At 34.7% G+C, this 20383-nt stretch carries 18 protein-coding genes and 1 other annotated feature; of the genes, 17 read left to right on the top strand and 1 reads right to left on the bottom strand.

Going from position 1 to position 20383, the window contains the following annotated elements; translation table 11 throughout:
- Positions 1–45: 45 nt before the first annotated feature.
- Complete coding sequence (locus F9279_RS15625; protein WP_152114685.1) at positions 46–1587, bottom strand: N-acetylmuramoyl-L-alanine amidase; 1542 nt, start codon at positions 1585–1587, stop codon at positions 46–48.
- A 210-nt stretch (positions 1588–1797) separates the two neighbouring features.
- On the opposite strand from F9279_RS15625, the gene F9279_RS25245 reads away from it, so the two are divergent.
- The 17 genes from F9279_RS25245 to F9279_RS15545 all read left to right on the top strand — a co-directional run bounded on the left by F9279_RS25245 (position 1798) and on the right by F9279_RS15545 (position 20243).
- The gene (locus tag F9279_RS25245; RefSeq protein WP_193224595.1) at positions 1798–1974 is read left to right on the top strand and encodes a hypothetical protein; all 177 of its coding nucleotides are present in this window, start codon (positions 1798–1800) and stop codon (positions 1972–1974) included.
- Between the two features lie 82 nt (positions 1975–2056).
- Positions 2057–2285, top strand: a binding site (T-box leader).
- 67 nt (positions 2286–2352) lie between these two features.
- The gene (hisS, locus tag F9279_RS15620; RefSeq protein WP_152114683.1) at positions 2353–3627 is read left to right on the top strand and encodes a histidine--tRNA ligase; all 1275 of its coding nucleotides are present in this window, start codon (positions 2353–2355) and stop codon (positions 3625–3627) included.
- A gap of 42 nt (positions 3628–3669) precedes the next feature.
- A complete protein-coding gene (aspS, locus tag F9279_RS15615; protein ID WP_152114681.1) occupies positions 3670–5439 on the top strand; it encodes an aspartate--tRNA ligase in 1770 nt (589 codons plus the stop codon).
- Between the two features lie 557 nt (positions 5440–5996).
- A complete protein-coding gene (locus tag F9279_RS15610; RefSeq protein WP_152114679.1) occupies positions 5997–6764 on the top strand; it encodes a ThiF family adenylyltransferase in 768 nt (255 codons plus the stop codon).
- A 130-nt stretch (positions 6765–6894) separates the two neighbouring features.
- On the top strand, positions 6895–7812 hold the full coding sequence (locus F9279_RS15605) for an ABC transporter ATP-binding protein (protein WP_152114677.1): 918 nt from the start codon (positions 6895–6897) through the stop codon (positions 7810–7812).
- Positions 7809–8762 carry an ABC transporter permease gene (locus F9279_RS15600; RefSeq protein WP_152114675.1) on the top strand — a complete coding sequence of 318 codons (954 nt, stop codon included), beginning with the start codon at positions 7809–7811 and terminating at the stop codon, positions 8760–8762. The genes F9279_RS15605 and F9279_RS15600 overlap by 4 nt, the downstream gene beginning before the upstream one ends.
- Positions 8763–8819: 57 nt before the next feature.
- Positions 8820–10106, top strand: a complete 1287-nt coding sequence (locus F9279_RS15595; protein ID WP_152114673.1) for a replication-associated recombination protein A — start codon at positions 8820–8822, stop codon at positions 10104–10106.
- Positions 10107–10143: 37 nt separating this feature from the next.
- Positions 10144–11256 (top strand): o-succinylbenzoate synthase, encoded by a 1113-nt coding sequence (menC, locus tag F9279_RS15590; protein ID WP_152114671.1) that lies wholly within the window; start codon positions 10144–10146, stop codon positions 11254–11256.
- Between the two features lie 17 nt (positions 11257–11273).
- Positions 11274–11786 carry a GNAT family N-acetyltransferase gene (locus F9279_RS15585; RefSeq protein WP_152114669.1) on the top strand — a complete coding sequence of 171 codons (513 nt, stop codon included), beginning with the start codon at positions 11274–11276 and terminating at the stop codon, positions 11784–11786.
- A complete protein-coding gene (locus F9279_RS15580) occupies positions 11779–12096 on the top strand; it encodes a hypothetical protein (protein WP_152114667.1) in 318 nt (105 codons plus the stop codon). The genes F9279_RS15585 and F9279_RS15580 overlap by 8 nt, the downstream gene beginning before the upstream one ends.
- Positions 12086–13225, top strand: a complete 1140-nt coding sequence (locus F9279_RS15575; RefSeq protein WP_152114665.1) for a M20 peptidase aminoacylase family protein — start codon at positions 12086–12088, stop codon at positions 13223–13225. Before F9279_RS15580 ends, F9279_RS15575 begins: the two co-directional genes overlap by 11 nt.
- A 327-nt stretch (positions 13226–13552) precedes the next feature.
- Positions 13553–14236: a YczE/YyaS/YitT family protein gene (locus F9279_RS15570; protein WP_152114663.1), complete on the top strand. Its 684-nt coding sequence runs from the start codon at positions 13553–13555 to the stop codon at positions 14234–14236.
- Positions 14236–14655, top strand: coding sequence for a cysteine metabolism transcriptional regulator CymR (gene cymR, locus F9279_RS15565; protein ID WP_152114661.1), 420 nt, complete (start codon positions 14236–14238; stop codon positions 14653–14655). The genes F9279_RS15570 and cymR overlap by 1 nt, the downstream gene beginning before the upstream one ends.
- A 42-nt stretch (positions 14656–14697) precedes the next feature.
- A complete protein-coding gene (locus F9279_RS15560) occupies positions 14698–15837 on the top strand; it encodes a cysteine desulfurase family protein (protein WP_152114659.1) in 1140 nt (379 codons plus the stop codon).
- A 49-nt stretch (positions 15838–15886) separates the two neighbouring features.
- On the top strand, positions 15887–17002 hold the full coding sequence (mnmA, locus tag F9279_RS15555; protein WP_152114657.1) for a tRNA 2-thiouridine(34) synthase MnmA: 1116 nt from the start codon (positions 15887–15889) through the stop codon (positions 17000–17002).
- A 120-nt stretch (positions 17003–17122) separates the two neighbouring features.
- The gene (locus tag F9279_RS15550; protein ID WP_152114655.1) at positions 17123–17773 is read left to right on the top strand and encodes a tetratricopeptide repeat protein; all 651 of its coding nucleotides are present in this window, start codon (positions 17123–17125) and stop codon (positions 17771–17773) included.
- A gap of 34 nt (positions 17774–17807) precedes the next feature.
- On the top strand, positions 17808–20243 hold the full coding sequence (locus F9279_RS15545; RefSeq protein WP_152114653.1) for an ATP-dependent RecD-like DNA helicase: 2436 nt from the start codon (positions 17808–17810) through the stop codon (positions 20241–20243).
- The last annotated feature ends 140 nt before the right edge of the window (positions 20244–20383 follow it).

Raw genomic sequence — 20383 nt, 5'->3', positions numbered from 1 at the left:
TCAAATAATGACTAGTCTCCTACTCGATTGTTGTATAAAAGATTGTTAAGGAACGTTAAAATAGTTTTCGAGGCCCTGATAAATAGCAGTGGAAATCGTTTCTTGGTACTGCGCGTTACTTATTACTTGTTCTTCGGAAGGATTACTTAGATACCCTAATTCTAATAGAGAAGCTGCTTGACTATTTTCTCGTAAAACAAAATAATCATTTTGTTTTACTCCCCTATCCTTTAAACCAGAAGAATCCATAATACTTTTGTGTATACTTGTAGCTAATTTTTTTTGAGTAGAAGAATAGTAATAGCTTGTAATGCCATGTACACTACTATCTTCAATACTATCATAATGAATACTAATAAAAGCATCTGCTTTATAAGACTGACTGATTGCTACTCTATTTTGTAAGGTAACAAATGTATCATCTGTTCTAGTATAAATGACTTTGGCTCCTGCTGCTTCAAGCTTTTCTCCAAGTAAATGTGCTGTATTGATTGTTAAGTTTTTTTCTAGATTACCTAATGCTCCTATAGCACCACTGTCTTTTCCGCCATGACCTGGATCTAGAACAATTATTTTATTCGTTAAATCAGAAGAACCAGATTCATCTGTTAGCTGAATTTCTTGGTCCACTTCTTTCACAATCCAATCAGCAATATAGCCATATTCTCCTTTAGAAATCTCTATCTTAAACCAATCATTTAGTAACTCCACAGCTTGAAAAGTTTCTCCTGCTGAAGCTTGTTGTATGACTGGAGCGGATGAAGAAGCACTAGAGCGGATATTGGACTGGTTATAGATAATAGAAATGGTTTTGTTTATTTTAGTTCCAATTTCGGCTTCCGTATACTCATAACGAAGAAGATTTTTATAAATCCACCCACTATTTCCTGAGTATTGTATTTTTGCCCAATCACCTTGCTCTTCTAGAACATGAATTACCGTGTTTTTTGCGACTTTGCCAATAATGTCTGAACTAGTAGAAGGCTCATTTCTTACATTAATTTGATCTTCTAAGATAATGGCAGATTTCACATTAGAAACATCTAATTCTGTTTCCTGTATGCTTGAAGATATAGCACTAGTTTCTTCAGTACGGTGAGAGGTTTCTAAGTAATCTTCGTGAACCCAACCTTTCCCTTCGCTTGTTAATACATTTATCCAATCACTGTCGATAGATATAATCGTTACTTCTGTCCCTTTTCTTAAGGTGGATATGACTTGATAGGAAGTCCCAGGTCCCATTCTTAATCTTAATCCATCCTCTAAGATTGTTGCACGATCTTCTTCTTGAAAACTTGTCTTTGTAAGTGGTGCATTCGTATTTTTAGTTACTAAGTAAGCTGCAACCCAACCATTCATAGCATTCTCTAATTTAATTTCTATCCAACCGTCCGTTTCTTGTACAACCGTATATTCTTTTCCAATCTCGAGTTTCCCAACAATGGCTTCTTCTAAAGAAGGACCTTCTCTCACATTTACAATTACATTCGTAGTAATTTTTATTTCTTCCTGAGCGGATATTAGGGGCGAGAAGGATGATATTAGCAAGCTGATCCAAATACAGACTATTACTACTTTCTTCGTCAAATAAGGAACACTCCTTTCTGTTATAAATGAATGTTTTGTGGTTTACCTTTTATTGACGCCTATTATGGTTTCTTTTTACCGTTAAATTTCTCCTTTGAATTATACCTTATTTCGTTAATCAAATTTAGACAAGAAAATGGATGTTATATGAAATTTTTTACGTACTCATGGTAATACTATAAAAAAATAACAGAAAAAAGGGTGAATTACATGAGATTTGGTGAAAAGCATATAGCAGCAAGTGGAGCAGATTCCAAACTTCTAGGAATAGATTTTCATGATTTTATGGAAAAGGAAGGGAATAATAATGCTGTTGAGTTAGCTTCAGAATTCGGCCTTTCCTTAGGAGACGTGAAAAAATTAAAGAAGCAATTGGGGAAATATTAAAAAGACCTTGAATTTCTCTGTATCCTATTGACATTAGATAACTTCCTATTTATTATTAATTAAATAATAATACAATAAACAAATGAAGCTGTTGATAGAGAAAAGTAACAAAGAAACACATGACAAGAGAGGAAATGTCTAGGCTGAAAGCATTTCTACATGATGACTTTGAGAAAGAACACTCTGAAGGCTTTCTTCTGAACATATATTCATTAGTAGGTAGAAACGTATACAGGCGTTAACTGTAAAGAGGAAGAATAATTATTATTCTTCAATTAGGGTGGTACCACGGGATAAATCTCGTCCCTTGTATGCTTCTTGCATACAAGGGACGAGATTTTTTTATGCCCAATTTTCTAGTAACAGGAGGATACATATATGCAAATTAATATACCAAGAGGAACTCAGGATATCCTACCAGGAACGGTAGAGAAATGGCAGTATATAGAACAAAAAATCCAAGAAATTTGTGCTCGCTATCAATATAGTGAAATCCGTACACCGATTTTCGAGCATACTGAATTATTTCTTCGAAGTGTTGGAGATACAACAGATATCGTTACAAAAGAAATGTATACATTTGAAGATAGAGGAAAAAGAAGCTTAACTTTAAGACCAGAAGGAACTGCCGCTGTTGTTCGTTCTTTCGTTGAGAACAAAATGCATGGACTTGCAGCTCAACCTATCAAGCTTTTTTACATGGGGCAAATGTTCCGTTATGAAAGACCGCAAGCAGGACGTTTTAGACAGTTTGTGCAATTTGGAGTAGAAGCAATCGGAAGTAAAGATCCTGCCATTGATGCAGAAGTAATAGCACTTTCTTATTCTGTTTATAAAACAATGGGATTATCTAAATTAAAAGTTGTCATCAATAGTCTTGGTGATAAAGAAAGCAGACAAGCGCATAGAGAAGCGTTAATTAAACATTTCGAACCAAGTATTGGAGAATTTTGTCAGGATTGTCAAACAAGATTAGAAAAAAATCCAATGAGAATACTGGACTGCAAAAAAGACCGTGAGCACCCATTAATGAAAACAGCTCCGTCTATTTTAGATTATTTAAATGAAGAGTCTAAAAGCTATTTTGAAAAAGTACAAAAGTATTTATCCGCTCTTGATATTCCATATGTGGTTGATTCTAATTTAGTTCGTGGATTAGACTACTATAACCATACTGCTTTTGAAATTATGAGTGAAGCAGAAGGGTTTGGCGCAATCACTACACTATGTGGTGGTGGAAGATACAATGGATTAACAGAAGAGCTTGGTGGACCAGAGGCACCTGGAATTGGATTTGCCATGAGTCTTGAAAGATTACTTTCAGCTCTTCAAGCAGAAAACATTGAATTACCAATCGAGAAGAAAGTAGATTGTTATCTAGTATCTCTTGGGGAAGAAGCGAAGGATTATACAGTTGGTTTACTTTATCAATTAAGACAAGCAGGCTTCTCCTGTGAAAGAGATTATTTGGACCGTAAAGTAAAAGCACAATTTAAAGCGGCAGATCGCCTAAATGCAAAATATGTTGCCATTCTAGGAGAAGATGAGCTGAAAAATAATAAAATTAATGTAAAAAATCTTGAGTCAGGCGAACAAAAAGAAATTGATATCACCAAATTAGTAGAAGCTCTTAGTGATTTTAGTGCTTTCTAAAAATAGATGGTAAATGGATAAAAGATAAAGGGAGGATCAATCATGTTTGGAAGAACATATTTTTGTGGAGAAGTAACAGAGAAAGCAATTGGTGAAACAGTAGTCCTAAAAGGATGGGTTCAGAAGCGTAGAGATTTAGGTGGACTGATATTCATCGATTTGCGTGACCGTACTGGAATTGTACAAGTAGTGTTTAATCCAGAAATTAATCAAGAAGCACTTATTATTGCGGAAAAGGTTCGTAATGAGTTTGTACTAGACATTAAAGGACAAGTAGTAGCAAGACAAGAAGGAACAGTTAATGAAAATATTAATACAGGTAAAATCGAAATTATTGTTTCTGAAATAAAGATTATTAATGAAGCAAAAACTCCACCTTTTGTTATTGATAATAAAACAGAAGTAGCAGATGACATTCGTTTAAAATATCGTTATTTAGATGTGAGAAGACCAGTTATTTTTGAAACATTAAAATTACGTCATCAAGTGACAAAAGTAATGAGAGATTTTCTAGATGGCGAAGGATTCTTAGATATAGAAACTCCTATTTTAACAAAGAGTACGCCTGAGGGTGCACGTGACTATTTAGTACCAAGTCGTGTTCATCCAGGAGAGTTTTATGCACTTCCACAATCTCCACAAATCTTCAAACAGTTATTAATGGTAGGTGGAGTAGAACGTTATTATCAAATCGCCCGTTGTTTCCGTGATGAAGACTTACGTGCAGACCGTCAACCAGAATTCACACAGCTTGATATAGAAACTAGCTTTATGAGCCAAGAAGATATCATGAGCATGATGGAATCTATGATGGCTACCATCATGAAACAAACAAAAGGAGTAGAAGTTACACTTCCTTTCCAAAGAATGCCTTACGATGAAGCTATGGCAAGATACGGATCAGATAAACCAGATACTCGTTTTGAACTAGAACTAGTTGACCTATCTGAGATTGTGAAGGATTCAAGCTTCAAGGTTTTTGCTTCTGCTATTGAGACTGGTGGACAAGTAAAGGCTATTAACGTAAAGCAAGCTAGCGAAAAATATTCTCGTAAAGATATTGATGCATTAACAGACTTTGTAAAAGTTTACGGTGCTAAAGGTCTTGCATGGTTAAAAGTGGATGAAGAAGGATTAAAAGGCCCAATTTCTAAGTTTATAACAGACGAAGAGCAAAAAGGTTTTGAACAAGCATTAGCTATTGAAGCAGGAGACTTACTTCTATTTGTTGCTGATAAAAAGAGTGTTGTAGCAGATGCGTTAGGAGCACTTCGCTTAAAAATAGCAAAAGATTTAGATCTTATTGATCAAAGCAAATTTAACTTCTTATGGGTGACAGATTGGCCATTATTTGAATATGACGAACAAGAAGGTCGTTATTATGCCGCTCACCATCCATTTACTATGCCACAAAGAGAAGATCTTGAACTTTTAGATAGCAATCCAAAAGCAGTTAAGGCACAAGCATACGATATTGTTCTTAATGGGTATGAATTGGGTGGAGGATCTTTACGTATCTTTGAAAAAGACATTCAAGAGAAAATGTTCAGCTTACTTGGCTTTTCAAAAGAAGAAGCATATGAACAGTTTGGCTTCTTACTGGAAGCTTTTGAATATGGAACACCACCACATGGCGGTATTGCAATTGGATTAGATCGTTTAATCATGCTGTTATCAGGAAGCACAAACCTTCGTGATACCATCGCATTCCCGAAAACAGCTAGTGCTAGTTGCTTATTAACAAATGCTCCAAGTGAAGTAAGTGATAATCAATTAACAGACTTACACTTAGCATTAAATATTAAAAAATAATATAAATAGTGTTCGACACATAATTAGTACACTTATGATGCCTCATTAGTTTTCTAAGCTGAGAAAATAAGATAATGCTAATAGAAAAGAAATAATATTTTATGAATAAAGAGGCAACGACATACTTGTTTGAATAAATGACACCCCCCTAATCATAGGCAGTTTTCGAATGAACTGCCTGTGATTAGGGGTCTTTTATATTTAATACTGTATTTAGACATAGCGTAGAATACAGTGGAAGACAAGCGAGCCTTGGCGCGTTTGAGAAGACTTAGCATTTTCCCCTACGAGTCTTTGGTATAAGCAAAAGGGAAGACTTTGTTTTTATGGCTTCATTGAATTCTATGTTTTATCATCTTTACGGATTACTATATGAGTTCAGCCCAAGTTCCATTAAAAAATACCCTATTAAACCGATGTGTTTTAATAATCACAGTGGTAGCGTCCATTAAATTATGGTATATTTCAAAAGGTATGGAATTTTTGAATGATTATTTCTTATAAGGGAATAAGTAAACGTAATTACAAGAATGAAAATAGATGGAGTTGAAGACCTGATGTTACACCAATTTTCACGAAATGAATTAGCCATCGGTAAAGAGGGCTTAGAAACAATGAAAAACAGTACAGTTGCTGTACTAGGAATAGGCGGAGTAGGATCATTCGCAGCAGAAGCATTGGCACGTTCTGGTGTAGGAAGATTAATTCTAATTGATAAAGATGATGTGGATATCACTAATGTAAATAGACAAGTTATTGCCCTATTATCTACTGTTGGACGTCCAAAAGTGGATATTATGAAAGAGCGTATCGCTGACATTAATCCAGAATGTGATGTCATTGCATTGAAAATGTTTTATACGGAAGAGACATATGAAGAAATTTTTGGATATGGATTAGACTATGTGGTGGATGCTTCTGATACCATTTCATATAAAATTCATTTAATTAAAGAATGCTTAACAAGAAATATTCCAATCATCTCTAGTATGGGTGCTGCGAACAAAATGGATCCTACCCGTTTTCAAATTGCAGATATTAGCAAGACTCATACAGATCCCATTGCAAAGGTTATTCGTACAAGACTTCGTAAAGAAGGAATTCGTAAAGGTGTTAATGTAGTATTCTCGGATGAAAGTCCAATTGTTATTAGAGAAGAAGTAAGGAAAGTAGTTGGAAAAGATAATGCTCCTATTCGTAAGGCAAAAATGCCACCTTCTTCTAATGCATTTGTTCCTTCAGTTGCTGGATTAATAATGGCTAGTCATGTGGTAAAAGAGCTTTTAAATGATATTATCATTAAACGAGTAAAAGACGAGAAATAAGAATGAATTTTAAGGCGATATACACGGTTGTTTTGTGTATATCGCCTTTTTATTGTTAAAGGTAGGTAGATATGTTTTATTGTGTTGTACAATATAGAAAAAACCAAAAAGAAGGAGGCGAAGAGTAAGCATGGAAATAGTTCAATTAGTCAATGTTTCAAAAGTAATTAATCGAACCACCCTTATTAAGTCTTTAAGTCTAGGAATACAAGAAGGGGAAGTATTTGGATTACTTGGTCCAAATGGTGCTGGGAAAACAACTACTATTCGCATGATAGTTGGATTAATCAGCATAACAGAAGGAGACATATTCATCCTAAATAAAAGTGTGAAAACACATTATCAAGAAGCGATGAAGAATGTAGGTGCCATCGTAGAAAATCCAGAGATGTACAAGTTTTTATCAGGCTATGATAATCTCATCCATTATGCAAGAATGATGAATGGTATCAAAAAAGAGAAAATAAGCGAAATAGTAGAATTGGTAGGCTTAACAGATCGTATTCATGACAAGGTAAAGACATATTCTTTAGGGATGAGACAAAGACTTGGCCTTGCTCAAAGTTTATTGCATGATCCAAAGGTATTAATATTAGATGAACCAACTAATGGACTAGATCCCGCTGGAATAAGAGAGATACGCGATTATTTAAGAAAATTAGCGAAAGAAAAAAATATGGCCATCATTGTATCCAGTCATTTGCTATCAGAGATGGAAATGATGTGTGATCGATTTGCTATTATTCAAAATGGCAAACTAGTAGATGTACAGGCAGTAAGCGAATTAACAATGAAGTCTACTACAGCATTATATGAGTTTGATGTTCATGAACCTTTAAAAGGAAAAAACATATTAGAAGAGTCATATCCAAGTATTCCTGTATCAATTATACATTCTACTTTACAAATGACAGTTGAAAAAGAACAAGTACCAGAATTAATTAAGTTACTAGTAGAAAGTGAAGTCAAAATATATGGTGTAAGGGTAAAGGAACAGTCATTAGAAGAACGATTTTTTGAAGTTTTAAAGGAAGGAGAGAATACATGATTAAGTTAATTCAAAATGAATGGATGAAAATAAGGAAAAGAAGTTCAACCTGGATTATGGTGGTCACCTTATTAATCATAGTCTCTTTGTATGCCGCTTTTTCTGTTTATCAGGAAGGTGGAATTCAAGTACCAGATAATGAAAATTGGATATATGGCTTACAGCTTGAAAATAGCACCTTTCAGGATGAACTTGAAAACACAGCACTTTCTAAAGATAAAAAAGAGTACCTACAAAAGCAAATAGACATGAATAACTATAGGATAGATCATGATATTTCAACAAATACCAATTATTCTGTTTGGAGTTTTTTGTCAGATAGTACAAATTTAATCATTTTGGCTGGATTATTTACCATTATTATTGCAGGTGGAATAGTGGCAAACGAATTTAGTTGGGGTACAGTAAAACTTTTACTTATTAGACCTATTAGCAGGTCTAAAATATTGTTATCTAAGTATATAACCATTTTATTATTTAATAGTATTTTTCTATTGGTTCTTTTTGGCTATTCCTTTTTACTTGGTGTTATTTTGTTTGGAATGCCAGAGAATTCTTACCCATATTTAGACTATAAAAATGGAAGTGTTGTAGAAGTAAGTATGCTATTTTTCACTATAAAATATTTTGTATTTAAATCGATTCCTATTTTTATGCTAGCAACAATGGCATTCATGATTTCCACTGTTTTTCGAAACAGTTCACTTGCTATTGGAGTTTCTTTATTTTTAATGTTTGTAGGCAATACAGTAACAAATATTTTAGCGAACTGGTTCGTGTGGTCAAAATATCTACTTTTTGCGAATACGGACCTAACAAGGTATATCGATGGAGTGCCTCTCATTGAGGGAATGACTTTATCCTTTTCTGTTCTTATCCTTATCATATATTATCTTGTTTTTATGAGCATTTCTTTTCTATTATTCCAAAAACGTGATGTGTCTACATAATGCTTCCTTTATTGTATTACGTTATAATATGGGCATAGTTAAAAGGATGTGAATGGCATGAACGGAGAACCTCTTGCATATCGTATGAGACCAAAGAACTTAGACGATTTAGTTGGACAAAAAGACATTATCGGAGAAAATAGTAGTTTATATAAGATGATAAAAAATGGGTATGTTCCATCTATGCTTCTTTATGGAGAGCCAGGAATCGGAAAAACATCGATTGCTTTTGCCATTGCAGGCACAACCAATTTGCCTTTTATTGCATTAAATGCAACCACTAGTGGCAAGAAAGATGTTGAAGCAGTAGTGGATGAAGCAAGAATGACAGGTAAGGTTATTCTTTTTTTAGATGAAATTCACCGCTTTAATAAAGCACAGCAAGATTATCTTCTTCCACATGTAGAAAGAGGAGATATTGTTTTAATTGGTGCCACCACAGAAAATCCATATCATGATGTTAATCCAGCCATTAGAAGTAGATGTGGTCAAATTAAGCAATTGAAAAGGTTATCTGACCATGATATAGAAGAATTACTATACAGAGCATTAAAGGAAGAACGAGGTCTTGGCAAGCTTTCTATCGATATCTCAAGTGATCAAATCAAGAAAATTGCAAATGGTACAAATGGAGATGCAAGAAAGTCTCTAACCTTATTAGAATCGATTGTTTATTCTTCTGTAAAGGAAGAAGGCATATTTATGATTAAAGATGAAATAATCGACAAGATGATTGATAAAGTTGGCGTATATGGAGATAAAAAGGGCTCACATTTTTATAATCTCTTATCAAGCCTACAGAAAAGTATTAGAGGTAGTGATGTAGATGCAGCTCTCTATTATTTAGCTCATTTATTAGAAACAGGTGATTTAGTTGCAGTTAATAGAAGGTTATTAGTAATAGCCTATGAAGATATCGGACTTGCTAAAACCTCTGTCGGCAACAACGTACTAGCTGCTGTAACTGCTAGTGAAAGATTAGGTCTTCCTGAAGCACGCATCCCATTGTCTGTAGCGGTAGTTGAAATGTGCTTATCCGCCAAATCCAATGCTGCATATAAAGCATTAGATGCTGCAATAGCTGATATACGGAATGGAAAAGTGGGAGATATTCCGATGCATTTACGAGATGGCCACTATGCAGGCAGTAAAAAGCTAGGACATGTAGGATATATTTATCCACATGATTATCCAATTGGAACCTTTGGTGGATGGGTTGATCAAGAATATCTACCAGAGAAATTAAAGGGTACACAATATTACCATCCTACTGAAGCGGGCGACGAGAAAAAATTAGGCGCCATATACGAAAAACTAGCAGGTTTTAAAAAAGATAAATCATAACAACTGTTCATAAGAGTGTAAAAAGGAGGAACGACTCGTGTTAATAGATAAAATAGAAGTGGACACCGTGAAAATGCCATTAGTAAACCCCTTTGAAACAAGCTTTGGTAAGTTGAAAGAGAAAGATTTTCTAATTGTTAAACTGTTTGGTAAGAATCATGTTGGGTTAGGTGAATCAGTTGCATTACCTGATCCAACCTATAGTGAAGAAACAACAGGAACAGTGTCATATATGCTAGAGAAATTTCTTATACCAATGCTTTTTAAACACGAAATCCAACATCCAGATGATGTATCAACCATCTTTTCTCCAATAAGAAGAAATAATATGGCTAAAGCTGCATTAGAAGGTGCTGTTTGGGATTTATATAGTAAGGAAAAAGGAATACCACTTGCTAGGGCATTGGGAGGAACTCAACCTACTATTGATGTAGGAGTGAGTATTGGGATTGAAGCAACAACAGAACAGCTACTTTCTAAGGTAGAAAGATTTTTAGCAGAAGGCTATAAAAAAATAAAAATTAAGATTAAACCAGGTTATGACTTAGAACCTTTAACAAAAATTAGAGAAACTTTTGGCTATGATATTCCACTAATGGCTGATGCCAATTCAGCTTATTCTTTAAAAGATCTTTCACATCTTAAAAAGTTTGATGCATTGAATTTAATGATGATTGAGCAGCCACTTGCATATGATGATATAATTGACCATTCTGTTTTACAGAAAGAGATAAAAACACCTATTTGTCTCGATGAAAGTATTCATTCTGCAGAGGATGCTCGTAAAGCAATTGAGTTAAGAAGCTGTAAGATTATTAATATAAAAATTGGTCGAGTTGGTGGCTTATCAGAAGCGAAAAAAATTCATAATTTATGTCAAAGTCATGCTATTCCTGTTTGGTGTGGCGGAATGTTAGAAGGTGGTATTGGAAGAGCGCATAATATTGCCATTACATCTCTTTCAGGCTTTACGATAGCAGGAGACACTTCTGCTTCCAACAGATATTGGCAGGAAGATATTATTGTTCCTGAGGTAACACTTTCTTCTCCGGGAGAAATTTCTGTTCCTACATCATCCGGAATTGGATATGAGCTAAATGAAGAAGTGATTCAAAAACACTTATTAAACAAAAAGGTGTATACCTCGTAAAAATATAGGAAGGGAATGTGAAAGGATTGTGTTCATTTGAGATAAGGGAAATAACTAGTGAAATTGATATTCAAAAAGTAGTGGATTTCCAATATCAAATTTGGGGACATACTAATACCACACCCTATCCCTATCTTATTGCCTCCTGTCATAATGGTGGTATTTTGATTGGCGCATTTGATATAGATCAATTAGTTGGTTTCTGTTATGGCTTCCCAGGTTATAAACAGACAGAAATATACCTTGTATCACATATGATGGCAGTGAGAGAGGATAATATAAATAGTGGATTAGGTTACCTTTTGAAGACCAAACAAAAAGAATTGGCAGTACAAAAGGGTTATAGAAAAATAGTTTGGACATTTGATCCATTAGAATCAAGAAATGCTTATCTAAATATACATAAGTTAGGTGGATATGTAAAAAGCTATTATCCGAATCATTATGGAGATATGAGTGATGCCTTAAATAGTGGATTACCATCAGATAAGTTTCTTATTAGAGTGGGATCTAACTCAATCATTGAATAGGCCAATTCCAGCTGATAAAAACATAAAACCCTTTCTACTTTTAGAGGAAAAGAAACAGACATTCTCTATTCCGTTACCGTTAACTAAACCCTTATCCTTGAGCGAAACTTATTATGCAGTTCCGGTTCCTAGTAACATACATAAAATAAAACAAGAAGATAGTAAGCTTGCAGAAAATTGGCGTTTTATTTTAAGAAATTGCTTTCAAGATCTATTTCAACATGATTATATTATTACGGCATTCCAAAAAACAAATCAACATGATCATTACTATATATTAAAAAAACTGGGGGTTGAAAATGCTAGATAGTATAGATAATTGGGTAAAGAGAGAAATAGACAATATTTATAAAACATATGAATATCTCCATCATCATGCTGAAATTAGTTGGGAAGAAGTCCATACCACTACATTTATAAAAAACGAATTAGATAAGCTAGCAATCAAGAATAAAACCTTATCAGATCAGACAGGTATTATAGGAGAATGGGGAAAAGGCATTGGTCCGGTTATTGGTCTTCGATCAGATATGGATGCACTCTGGCAAAATGTAAATGGAACATGGAAAGCAAATCATTCTTGCGGTCATGATGCACATATGACCATTGTTTTATATACCATAAAATGTTTAAAAGAGTTAAATATTCCTGTTAACGGTAAGATTAAGTGTTTTTTTCAGCCTGCAGAAGAAAAAGGAGAAGGTGCTTTATCCTTTATTAATAAAGGATTATTAGAGGATGTAGATTTGCTATTAGGTCTTCATTTACGTCCTATTCAAGAAATGCGTTTTGGTCAGAGTTCGGCTGCTATCTATCATGGAGCAGCAGCTACATTTAAAGGAAGAATTACTGGAGTTCAAGCACATGCAGCAAGACATCATTTAGGTGTTAATGTAATCGATAGCTTGACTGCAATAAATATGGCAGTAAGATCAATTCCACTAAACCCTGTAGTTCCGGCATCTGCTAAAATGACTTTTGCACAAGCAGGAGGAAAGAATTTTAATACTATACCTGATTATGCAGAGTTTGGCTTAGATGTGAGAGCGCAAACCAATGAGGTAATGGAAGAGCTTATTAAAAAGATAGAAAAATCCGTTATTCAAGCAGGAGAATCAAATGGTGCTCAAGTAGACTTAGAAATGGTCTCCGAAATGCCTGCTGCTAAACCAAATAAATGGATGGAAAAAATGGTAGAGCAAAGTATAGTGGATGTTTTAGGGCGAGAAGGGCTTGTCAACCCGCCAGTTACTCCTGGGGGAGAAGATTTTCATTTTTATACAATGGCGAGTGATCATATTAAGACCACCATGATTGGACTTGGTACTGACTTGCAACCAGGTCTTCATCATCCGAATATGCATTTTAAATTAGAAAGTATGTTACATGGAATCAAAATTATGACCTTATCTACTTTAAATCTTCTGAATAGTAAATAATAAATAGGTGATATAGAAACAGACGGTAGAGGATTACTTCCACTCTTATTGTCTGTTTTTTTTAGGGTTATCGTAAAAAGATAGCTTAAATAATGTTGTTATTAAGGATGTAATGAAATTGCTCTTATAGCTTAGAGGTATTAAATAAAAATTATATAATTAAAAATATCTAAATCCAATTGAATAGATAGGATATCCTGATACTATAATGAGAATAAGGAAAGAATCATTCACACCAAAGCACCCAGAATTATGCTATAATGCATAATGTCATCTTATATAGAGAGAAATCAATTAAATAATTAAGTATGTGAGCGGGAGTAGTAAATGAAATTTCTAGTTAATGTAGATAAACCTTTAGAAAGATTAATCATCTTTATTATTGGGCTGTTAATCATGTCATTTGGTATTGTATTAGTAATAACCGCTGATTTAGGTTCAGCACCTTGGGATGTTCTAAACATCGGATTATTTTATCAATTTGGTTTGAGCATCGGGAGCTGGGCGATAATTGTCGGCTTTTTTGTCCTATTGTCGGCTTCCTTGTTAGCGAAGACAATACCTGCAGTTGGAGCAATTCTCAATATGTTTTTGGTAGGGCTCTTCATTGATGCTTTTTTACTTCTACCTTTTATGCAAACCCCTCCTTCTATCATTGGAAAAGGAATTATGTTCTTGTTAGGACTAATAATCATGGGATACGGAATTGGATTATATATTTCTGCTAAATTGGGTGCAGGTCCTAGAGATAGCTTAATGATTATTCTTTCTGAGAAATTAGGCTGGAGTATTGCAATAACTCGATTGCTAATGGAAGCGATGGTTTTACTTATCGGCTGGTTATTAGGAGGACCTGTATTTTTCGGGACCATCATTTATGCCATTCTAATTGGAAAAATCGCAGGTTGGAGTATACCACAATGCGAGAAACTTACCATTTATTTATTAAGTAAACTAAGTAGAAAGAAACAGATAGAGATTAGAGAGTATAGTAAACAGGGGGCAAAATAATGAAGATTTCAACAAAAGGAAGATACGGATTAACCATTATGATGGAACTAGCAAAGAAACATGGTGAAGGACCAATATCCTTAAAAACAATTGCGCAATCTAATGATTTATCTGAGCATTATTTAGAGCAATTAGTAGCACCTTTACGTAATGCAGGATATGTTCGCAGTATTAGAGGAGCTTACGGAGGCTATGTGTTAGGAAGTGAGCCTAATGAGATTACTGCTGGGGATGTTATTCGTATTTTAGAAGGACCGATAAGCCCAGTAGAAGGTATTGAAAATGAGGAACCAGCTAAAAAGGCATTATGGATGAAAATACGTGATGCAGTGAAAGATGTGTTAGATTCTACAACTATTGAAGATTTAGCGAATTACAATGAAGATGATAATACAGATGGATATATGTTCTATATCTAATGATAGGTTGAAAATGACAAGACAAACTGGTAGGTGTTTAAATTGGAACAAATTTATGTAGATCATGCAGCAACTTCTCCGATGCATCCTAAAGTAATAGAAAATGTGTATGAGACAATGAAAAGTCAGTTTGGAAACCCCTCCAGCATTCATTCATTTGGAAGACAAGCTAGAAGCATTTTAGATAATGCAAGAAGTGTCATGGCCAAAAGTATAGGGGCATTAGAAAATGAAATTATTTTTACAAGTGGCGGAACAGAAGCGGACAATTATGCTATATTTGGTATTTGCGAAAGCAAAACTAGAAAAGGGAAACATATTATTACGACTTCCATTGAACATCACGCAGTCCTTCACGCGTGTGAACAATTAGAGAAAAAAGGCTTTGAAGTAACTTATTTATCAGTAGATGAATACGGACAGATTGATTTACAGGAACTGAAAGATTCGTTAAGAGATGATACCATTCTTGTGACTATTATGTATGGAAATAATGAAGTAGGTACCATTCAACCGATAAAAGAAATTGGTAACTTATTAAAGGATCATTCTGCTGTGTTTCATACTGATGCTGTCCAGGCATATGGTATAGAAGAGATCAATGTGACAAAGCAACATATTGATATGTTGTCTGTTTCTTCTCACAAAATTAACGGACCAAAGGGAATTGGTTTTTTATATGTGAAAAATGGTATTAAACTCACTCCACAGTTATTCGGGGGAGAGCAAGAAAAGAAAAGAAGAGCGGGAACAGAAAACGTACCTTCTGTAGAAGGCTTTAAAACGGCAGTAGAGATTGCACAACAGGAACGTTTGGCTAAACGGGAAACCTATCAAAAATACAAAGAAATGATTCTAAGCATTTTGAAAGATAATAATATTACGTATCGCCAAAACGGATTAGTTGAAAATTCATTGCCACATGTTTTAAACTTAAGCTTTCCTGGTACTAACGTGGAAGCAATGTTAGTAAATCTAGATTTAGCAGGAATTGCAGCTTCAAGTGGTTCTGCATGTACAGCAGGTTCTATTGAACCATCACATGTATTAGTTAGTATGTTTGGGGATGTCGAGCGAACAAAAAATTCCATACGGTTTAGTTTTGGATTAAATAATACAGAAACACAAATGGAAAAAGTGGGTCATGAATTAGTAAAAATTATTCATCGACTTACTCATTAAAAACCTTCCCTTCCGAAGAGTGTGGGGAAGGGTTTAGGGGGAAAAGAAAGTGGAAAAAGCACCAAAAGATACACGTGTTGTTGTGGGTATGTCAGGAGGAGTAGACTCTTCCGTCGCAGCACTGTTATTAAAAGAACAAGGTTATGATGTTATTGGTATCTTTATGAAAAACTGGGATGATACCGATGAAAACGGCGTTTGTACGGCGACAGAGGATTATGAAGATGTAATCCGTGTTTGTAATCAATTAGGAATTCCATATTATGCTGTTAATTTTGAGAAGCAGTATTGGGATAAAGTATTCACTTATTTCCTAGATGAGTATAAAGCGGGAAGAACTCCTAATCCAGATGTTATGTGTAATAAGGAAATCAAGTTTAAAGCGTTTCTGGAGCATGCCATGAGCTTAGGTGCAGATTATTTAGCTACTGGACATTATGCACAGGTAGTTAGAGAAAACGGCCAAGTGAAAATGCTAAGAGGAAAAGATGATAACAAAGATCAAACGTACTTCTTAAATCAACTTACGGAAGAGCAATTAAGTAAAGTAATGTTTCCAATTGGTGGAATGGAAAAATCAAAAGTTCGAGAGCTTGCAACGGAGGCTAATCTAGCTACTGCTACGAAAAAAGACAGTACTGGAATATGCTTTATTGGGGAAAGAAACTTCAAAGAGTTTTTAAGCGGATTTCTTCCTGCACAAAAAGGGAATATGGAAACATTTGATGGAAAAGTAATGGGCAGACATGATGGATTAATGTATTACACGATTGGACAGCGCCATGGCTTAGGAATTGGTGGAAGCGGAGACCCTTGGTTTGTAATAGGAAAAGATCTAGAGAGAAATGTTTTATATGTTGGTCAAGGATTCGAACATGAAATGCTATATTCTGATAGTATTGTAGCAACGGATGTAAGTTGGGTATCAAAGGATTCTATAGGCAAGTCTTTTGAATGTACAGCAAAATTCCGTTACCGTCAGCCTGATAATAAAGTAAATGTTGAAGTAATAGATGAGAATACAGTGAAAGTTATTTTTCATGAACCAATTAGAGCAGTAACACCTGGACAAGCAGTTGTTTTCTATAATGGTGAAGAGTGCTTAGGTGGAGGAACCATTGATAAAGTCTTTCGTAATGAAGAAAGATTAACGTATGTAGGATAATTATGGGGAACTAAATGTCAGACCAATTGAAGGTGTGCATTTAGTTTCTTCTTTTTTGTTCAGAAAAAAATACCGTTAAAATATGCTATACTAATCGATAAGAATGGAGTGTTTTTTTAAATGAATAAAGAACAATTAGGAATTCAATATATGCAAGAAGGAAAATGGGAGGAAGCAGCGAAGTTCTTTATGGATGAAATCGAGAAAAATCCCCAAAATGCTGTGTCTTATGTGAACTTTGGGAATGTCCTTTCTGCACTCGGAGATCAAGAACGGGCACTAACTTTCTATCAGAAAGCTATTGAGATAGATGATAGTACCGCAGCAGCCTATTATAGTGCAGGTAACGTATACTTTGAATTGGAAAAGTTTGAATTAGCAAGGCAGATGTTTGAAGAAGCTTTATCAAAGGGATTAGATAATAGTGATAATTTCTTTATGCTTGGAATGACTTACATAGCAATAGAAAAAAGCAAGCTGGCTATTCCTTATTTCCAGCGTGCAGTAGAATTAAATAATAAAGATGCTGAAGGGTTCTTTCAATTAGGTTTATGCTTAGCCCAGAATGAGTATATTGATGAAGCAATCGTACAATTAAAGCATTGTATCGCAATTGATACAGAGCATGCAGATGCCTATTATAACTTAGGTGTAGCTTTTGGCTTTAAAGAAGATAAAGAAAAAGCAATGGAGATGTTTAATAAAGCATTAGAAGTTCAACCTGATCATATGCTTGCTGGGTACGGCAAACAGATTATGGAAGGGGAATAAGCAAAATTAAGGAGAAGAGAAAGGAGGGAGTAAGATGAATGAGCAGGATACATTGGATCTTTTTGAAAACGAGAAAAAGTATGTGAAAGGTCGACACCTAGTAACCATTTTTCATAATGAAGATAATCTCTATACTGTTCTACGTATAAGAGTAGATGAAACCAATTACGATTATAATGATAAAGAGGCTGTTATAACAGGGTATCTACCTAAAATAAATGAAGATGAAACGTATACGTTTTATGGTGATTTCAAAGAACATCCTAGGTTTGGATTGCAATTAATGGTAACATCCTTCCGCAAAGAATTACCTCAAACAAAGCAAGGAGTCATTGCTTATCTTTCTAGTGATTTATTTAAGGGAATAGGTTTAAAGACAGCGGAAAATATTGTTCAAACATTAGGCGAGGAAGCGATATCCAAAATTATGAATCAGCCTTCCATTCTAGATACCGTTCCTAAACTCCCTCCAGATAAAGCTAAAGTTCTTTATGACACATTAATGAAAAATCAGGGATTAGAACAAGCCATGATTTCCCTTAATCAATATGGATTTGGACCACAGCTGTCTATGAAGATTTATCAAATGTATAAAGAACAAACGATAGATATCGTCCAATCAAATCCTTATAAATTGGTAGAGGATATAGAAGGAATCGGTTTTGGTAAGGCGGATGATTTAGGTTATCAAATTGGCATTACTGGGAATCATCCTGACCGATTAAAAGCAGGATGTCTATACATATTAGAAATAACAAGCAATCAAGAGGGACATGTATTTTTGCATGCAGAGTATTTATTAGAGCAAGTGAAGCAGTTGTTGGAGGATAATAAAAAAGAAGAAATTGAATTTGCTGATATTGCGAGTCAAATTATTCAATTACAAGAAGAAAGAAAGATAATAGTAGAAGACAAGAAAATTTATTTGCCATCCTTATTTTTTTCAGAAAAAGGTCTTATCCGAAATATTAAAAGAATATTAGAACAAAGTGAATATAAAGATCAATTTCCAGAATCTGAATTTCTTCTTGCTTTAGGCAACCTAGAAGACAGAATTGGTGTTCAATATGCCCCTTCCCAACGTGAAGCTATTCAAACGGCACTTATGTCACCTATGTTGATGTTAACCGGTGGACCTGGAACAGGGAAAACAACGGTTATTAAAGGAATTGTTGAGCTATATGGAGAGCTACATGGCTGCTCACTTGACCCAAATGATTATAAGAAAGAGGAGCCTTATCCCTTTATTCTTGCTGCACCAACTGGAAGAGCCGCAAAACGGATGGCTGAATCAACGGGCTTACCAGCAGTAACCATACACCGATTATTAGGATGGAATGGTTCAGGCGCGTTTGATCGTGATGAAGAAAACTTACTAGAAGGTAAAATTCTTATTGTGGATGAAACTTCTATGGTAGATATATGGCTTGCACATCAATTATTTAAAGCATTACCTGAACATATACAAGTCATTATGGTGGGTGATGAAGATCAATTACCATCAGTTGGGCCAGGTCAGGTTTTGAAGGATTTACTGGATTCTGGATCTATTCCAACTGTTAAGCTGAAAGATATTTATAGACAAGCTGAAGGTTCTTCTATCATTGAACTTGCACATGAAATGAAAAATGGTCGGTTACCAGCAAATTTACTTAAGCCACAAGGAGATCGCTCTTTTATTAAGTGTGGCTCGAATCAAATAGCACAAGCGATTGAAAAAATTGTATTAAATGCTAAACAAAAAGGTTTTGCACCAATGGATATTCAAGTGCTAGCACCTATGTACCGCGGACCAGCTGGAATTGACCGACTAAATGTCATTTTGCAAGAAATATTAAATCCAAATCCTGATGGAACAAGAAAAGAGCTGCAATTTGGAGATGCAAAGTACAGGATAGGGGATAAAGTACTGCAGTTAGTGAATCAACCAGAGAGTAATGTTTTTAATGGGGACATGGGAGAAATTGTTTCTATCTTTTATGCGAAAGAAAATACTGAAAAGCAAGATATGGTGATTGTTTCATTTGATGGAATAGAAGCTACCTATACAAGGCAGGATTTAAATCAGATAACCCATGCTTATTGCTGTTCTGTTCATAAATCACAGGGGAGTGAGTTTCCTATTGTGATAATGCCTGTTGTTAAAAGCTATTATCGAATGTTAAGACGTAATCTTCTTTATACAGGAATAACAAGAAGCAAGCAATTTTTAATTTTATGTGGTGAACTGGAAGCGATGGAGATTGGGGTCAATCGTAATGATGAGCTGAATAGACAAACTACATTAAAGGAAAAATTGCGAGAAGCATTTGATACCTCTAATAGCAATAGAGCTATGGATGAAAGCACGGATCTCAGTAATGAAAATACTTCCCTGCTTTATGCAGGTAGAATAAATGAAATCGATCCAATGATCGGAATGGAAAATATTACACCATACGACTTTTGGGAAGAGGAAGAGTCTCTGTAAAACAGTAGAAAACTTTCTTAAGCAGTATTTCTTTTGTTCATAAATAATTGCCAATGTTTGTTGGTCATGTTTTTTTAAATAAGAGAAATAATAGGAAGGAAACAACAGCAGTAATTCCATCTGACAGGAATCAAAATTTA

The sequence above is a fragment of the Bacillus sp. B1-b2 genome, from assembly GCF_009183415.1.
Lineage (GTDB): Bacteria > Bacillota > Bacilli > Bacillales > Cytobacillaceae > Niallia.
This window is presented reverse-complemented; position numbering and strand designations above follow the sequence as displayed.

What these genes read in the sequence shown, in the direction of transcription:
- cymR (WP_152114661.1), top strand. Translation starts at nt 14,236, where the DNA reads ATGAAGATTTCAACAAAAGGAAGATACGGATTAACCATTATGATGGAA.
- F9279_RS15600 (WP_152114675.1), top strand. Translation starts at nt 7,809, where the DNA reads ATGATTAAGTTAATTCAAAATGAATGGATGAAAATAAGGAAAAGAAGT.
- F9279_RS15610 (WP_152114679.1), top strand. Translation starts at nt 5,997, where the DNA reads ATGTTACACCAATTTTCACGAAATGAATTAGCCATCGGTAAAGAGGGC.
- hisS (WP_152114683.1), top strand. Translation starts at nt 2,353, where the DNA reads ATGCAAATTAATATACCAAGAGGAACTCAGGATATCCTACCAGGAACG.
- F9279_RS15605 (WP_152114677.1), top strand. Translation starts at nt 6,895, where the DNA reads ATGGAAATAGTTCAATTAGTCAATGTTTCAAAAGTAATTAATCGAACC.
- F9279_RS15550 (WP_152114655.1), top strand. Translation starts at nt 17,123, where the DNA reads ATGAATAAAGAACAATTAGGAATTCAATATATGCAAGAAGGAAAATGG.
- F9279_RS15575 (WP_152114665.1), top strand. Translation starts at nt 12,086, where the DNA reads ATGCTAGATAGTATAGATAATTGGGTAAAGAGAGAAATAGACAATATT.
- F9279_RS15595 (WP_152114673.1), top strand. Translation starts at nt 8,820, where the DNA reads ATGAACGGAGAACCTCTTGCATATCGTATGAGACCAAAGAACTTAGAC.
- aspS (WP_152114681.1), top strand. Translation starts at nt 3,670, where the DNA reads ATGTTTGGAAGAACATATTTTTGTGGAGAAGTAACAGAGAAAGCAATT.
- F9279_RS25245 (WP_193224595.1), top strand. Translation starts at nt 1,798, where the DNA reads ATGAGATTTGGTGAAAAGCATATAGCAGCAAGTGGAGCAGATTCCAAA.
- F9279_RS15545 (WP_152114653.1), top strand. Translation starts at nt 17,808, where the DNA reads ATGAATGAGCAGGATACATTGGATCTTTTTGAAAACGAGAAAAAGTAT.
- F9279_RS15570 (WP_152114663.1), top strand. Translation starts at nt 13,553, where the DNA reads ATGAAATTTCTAGTTAATGTAGATAAACCTTTAGAAAGATTAATCATC.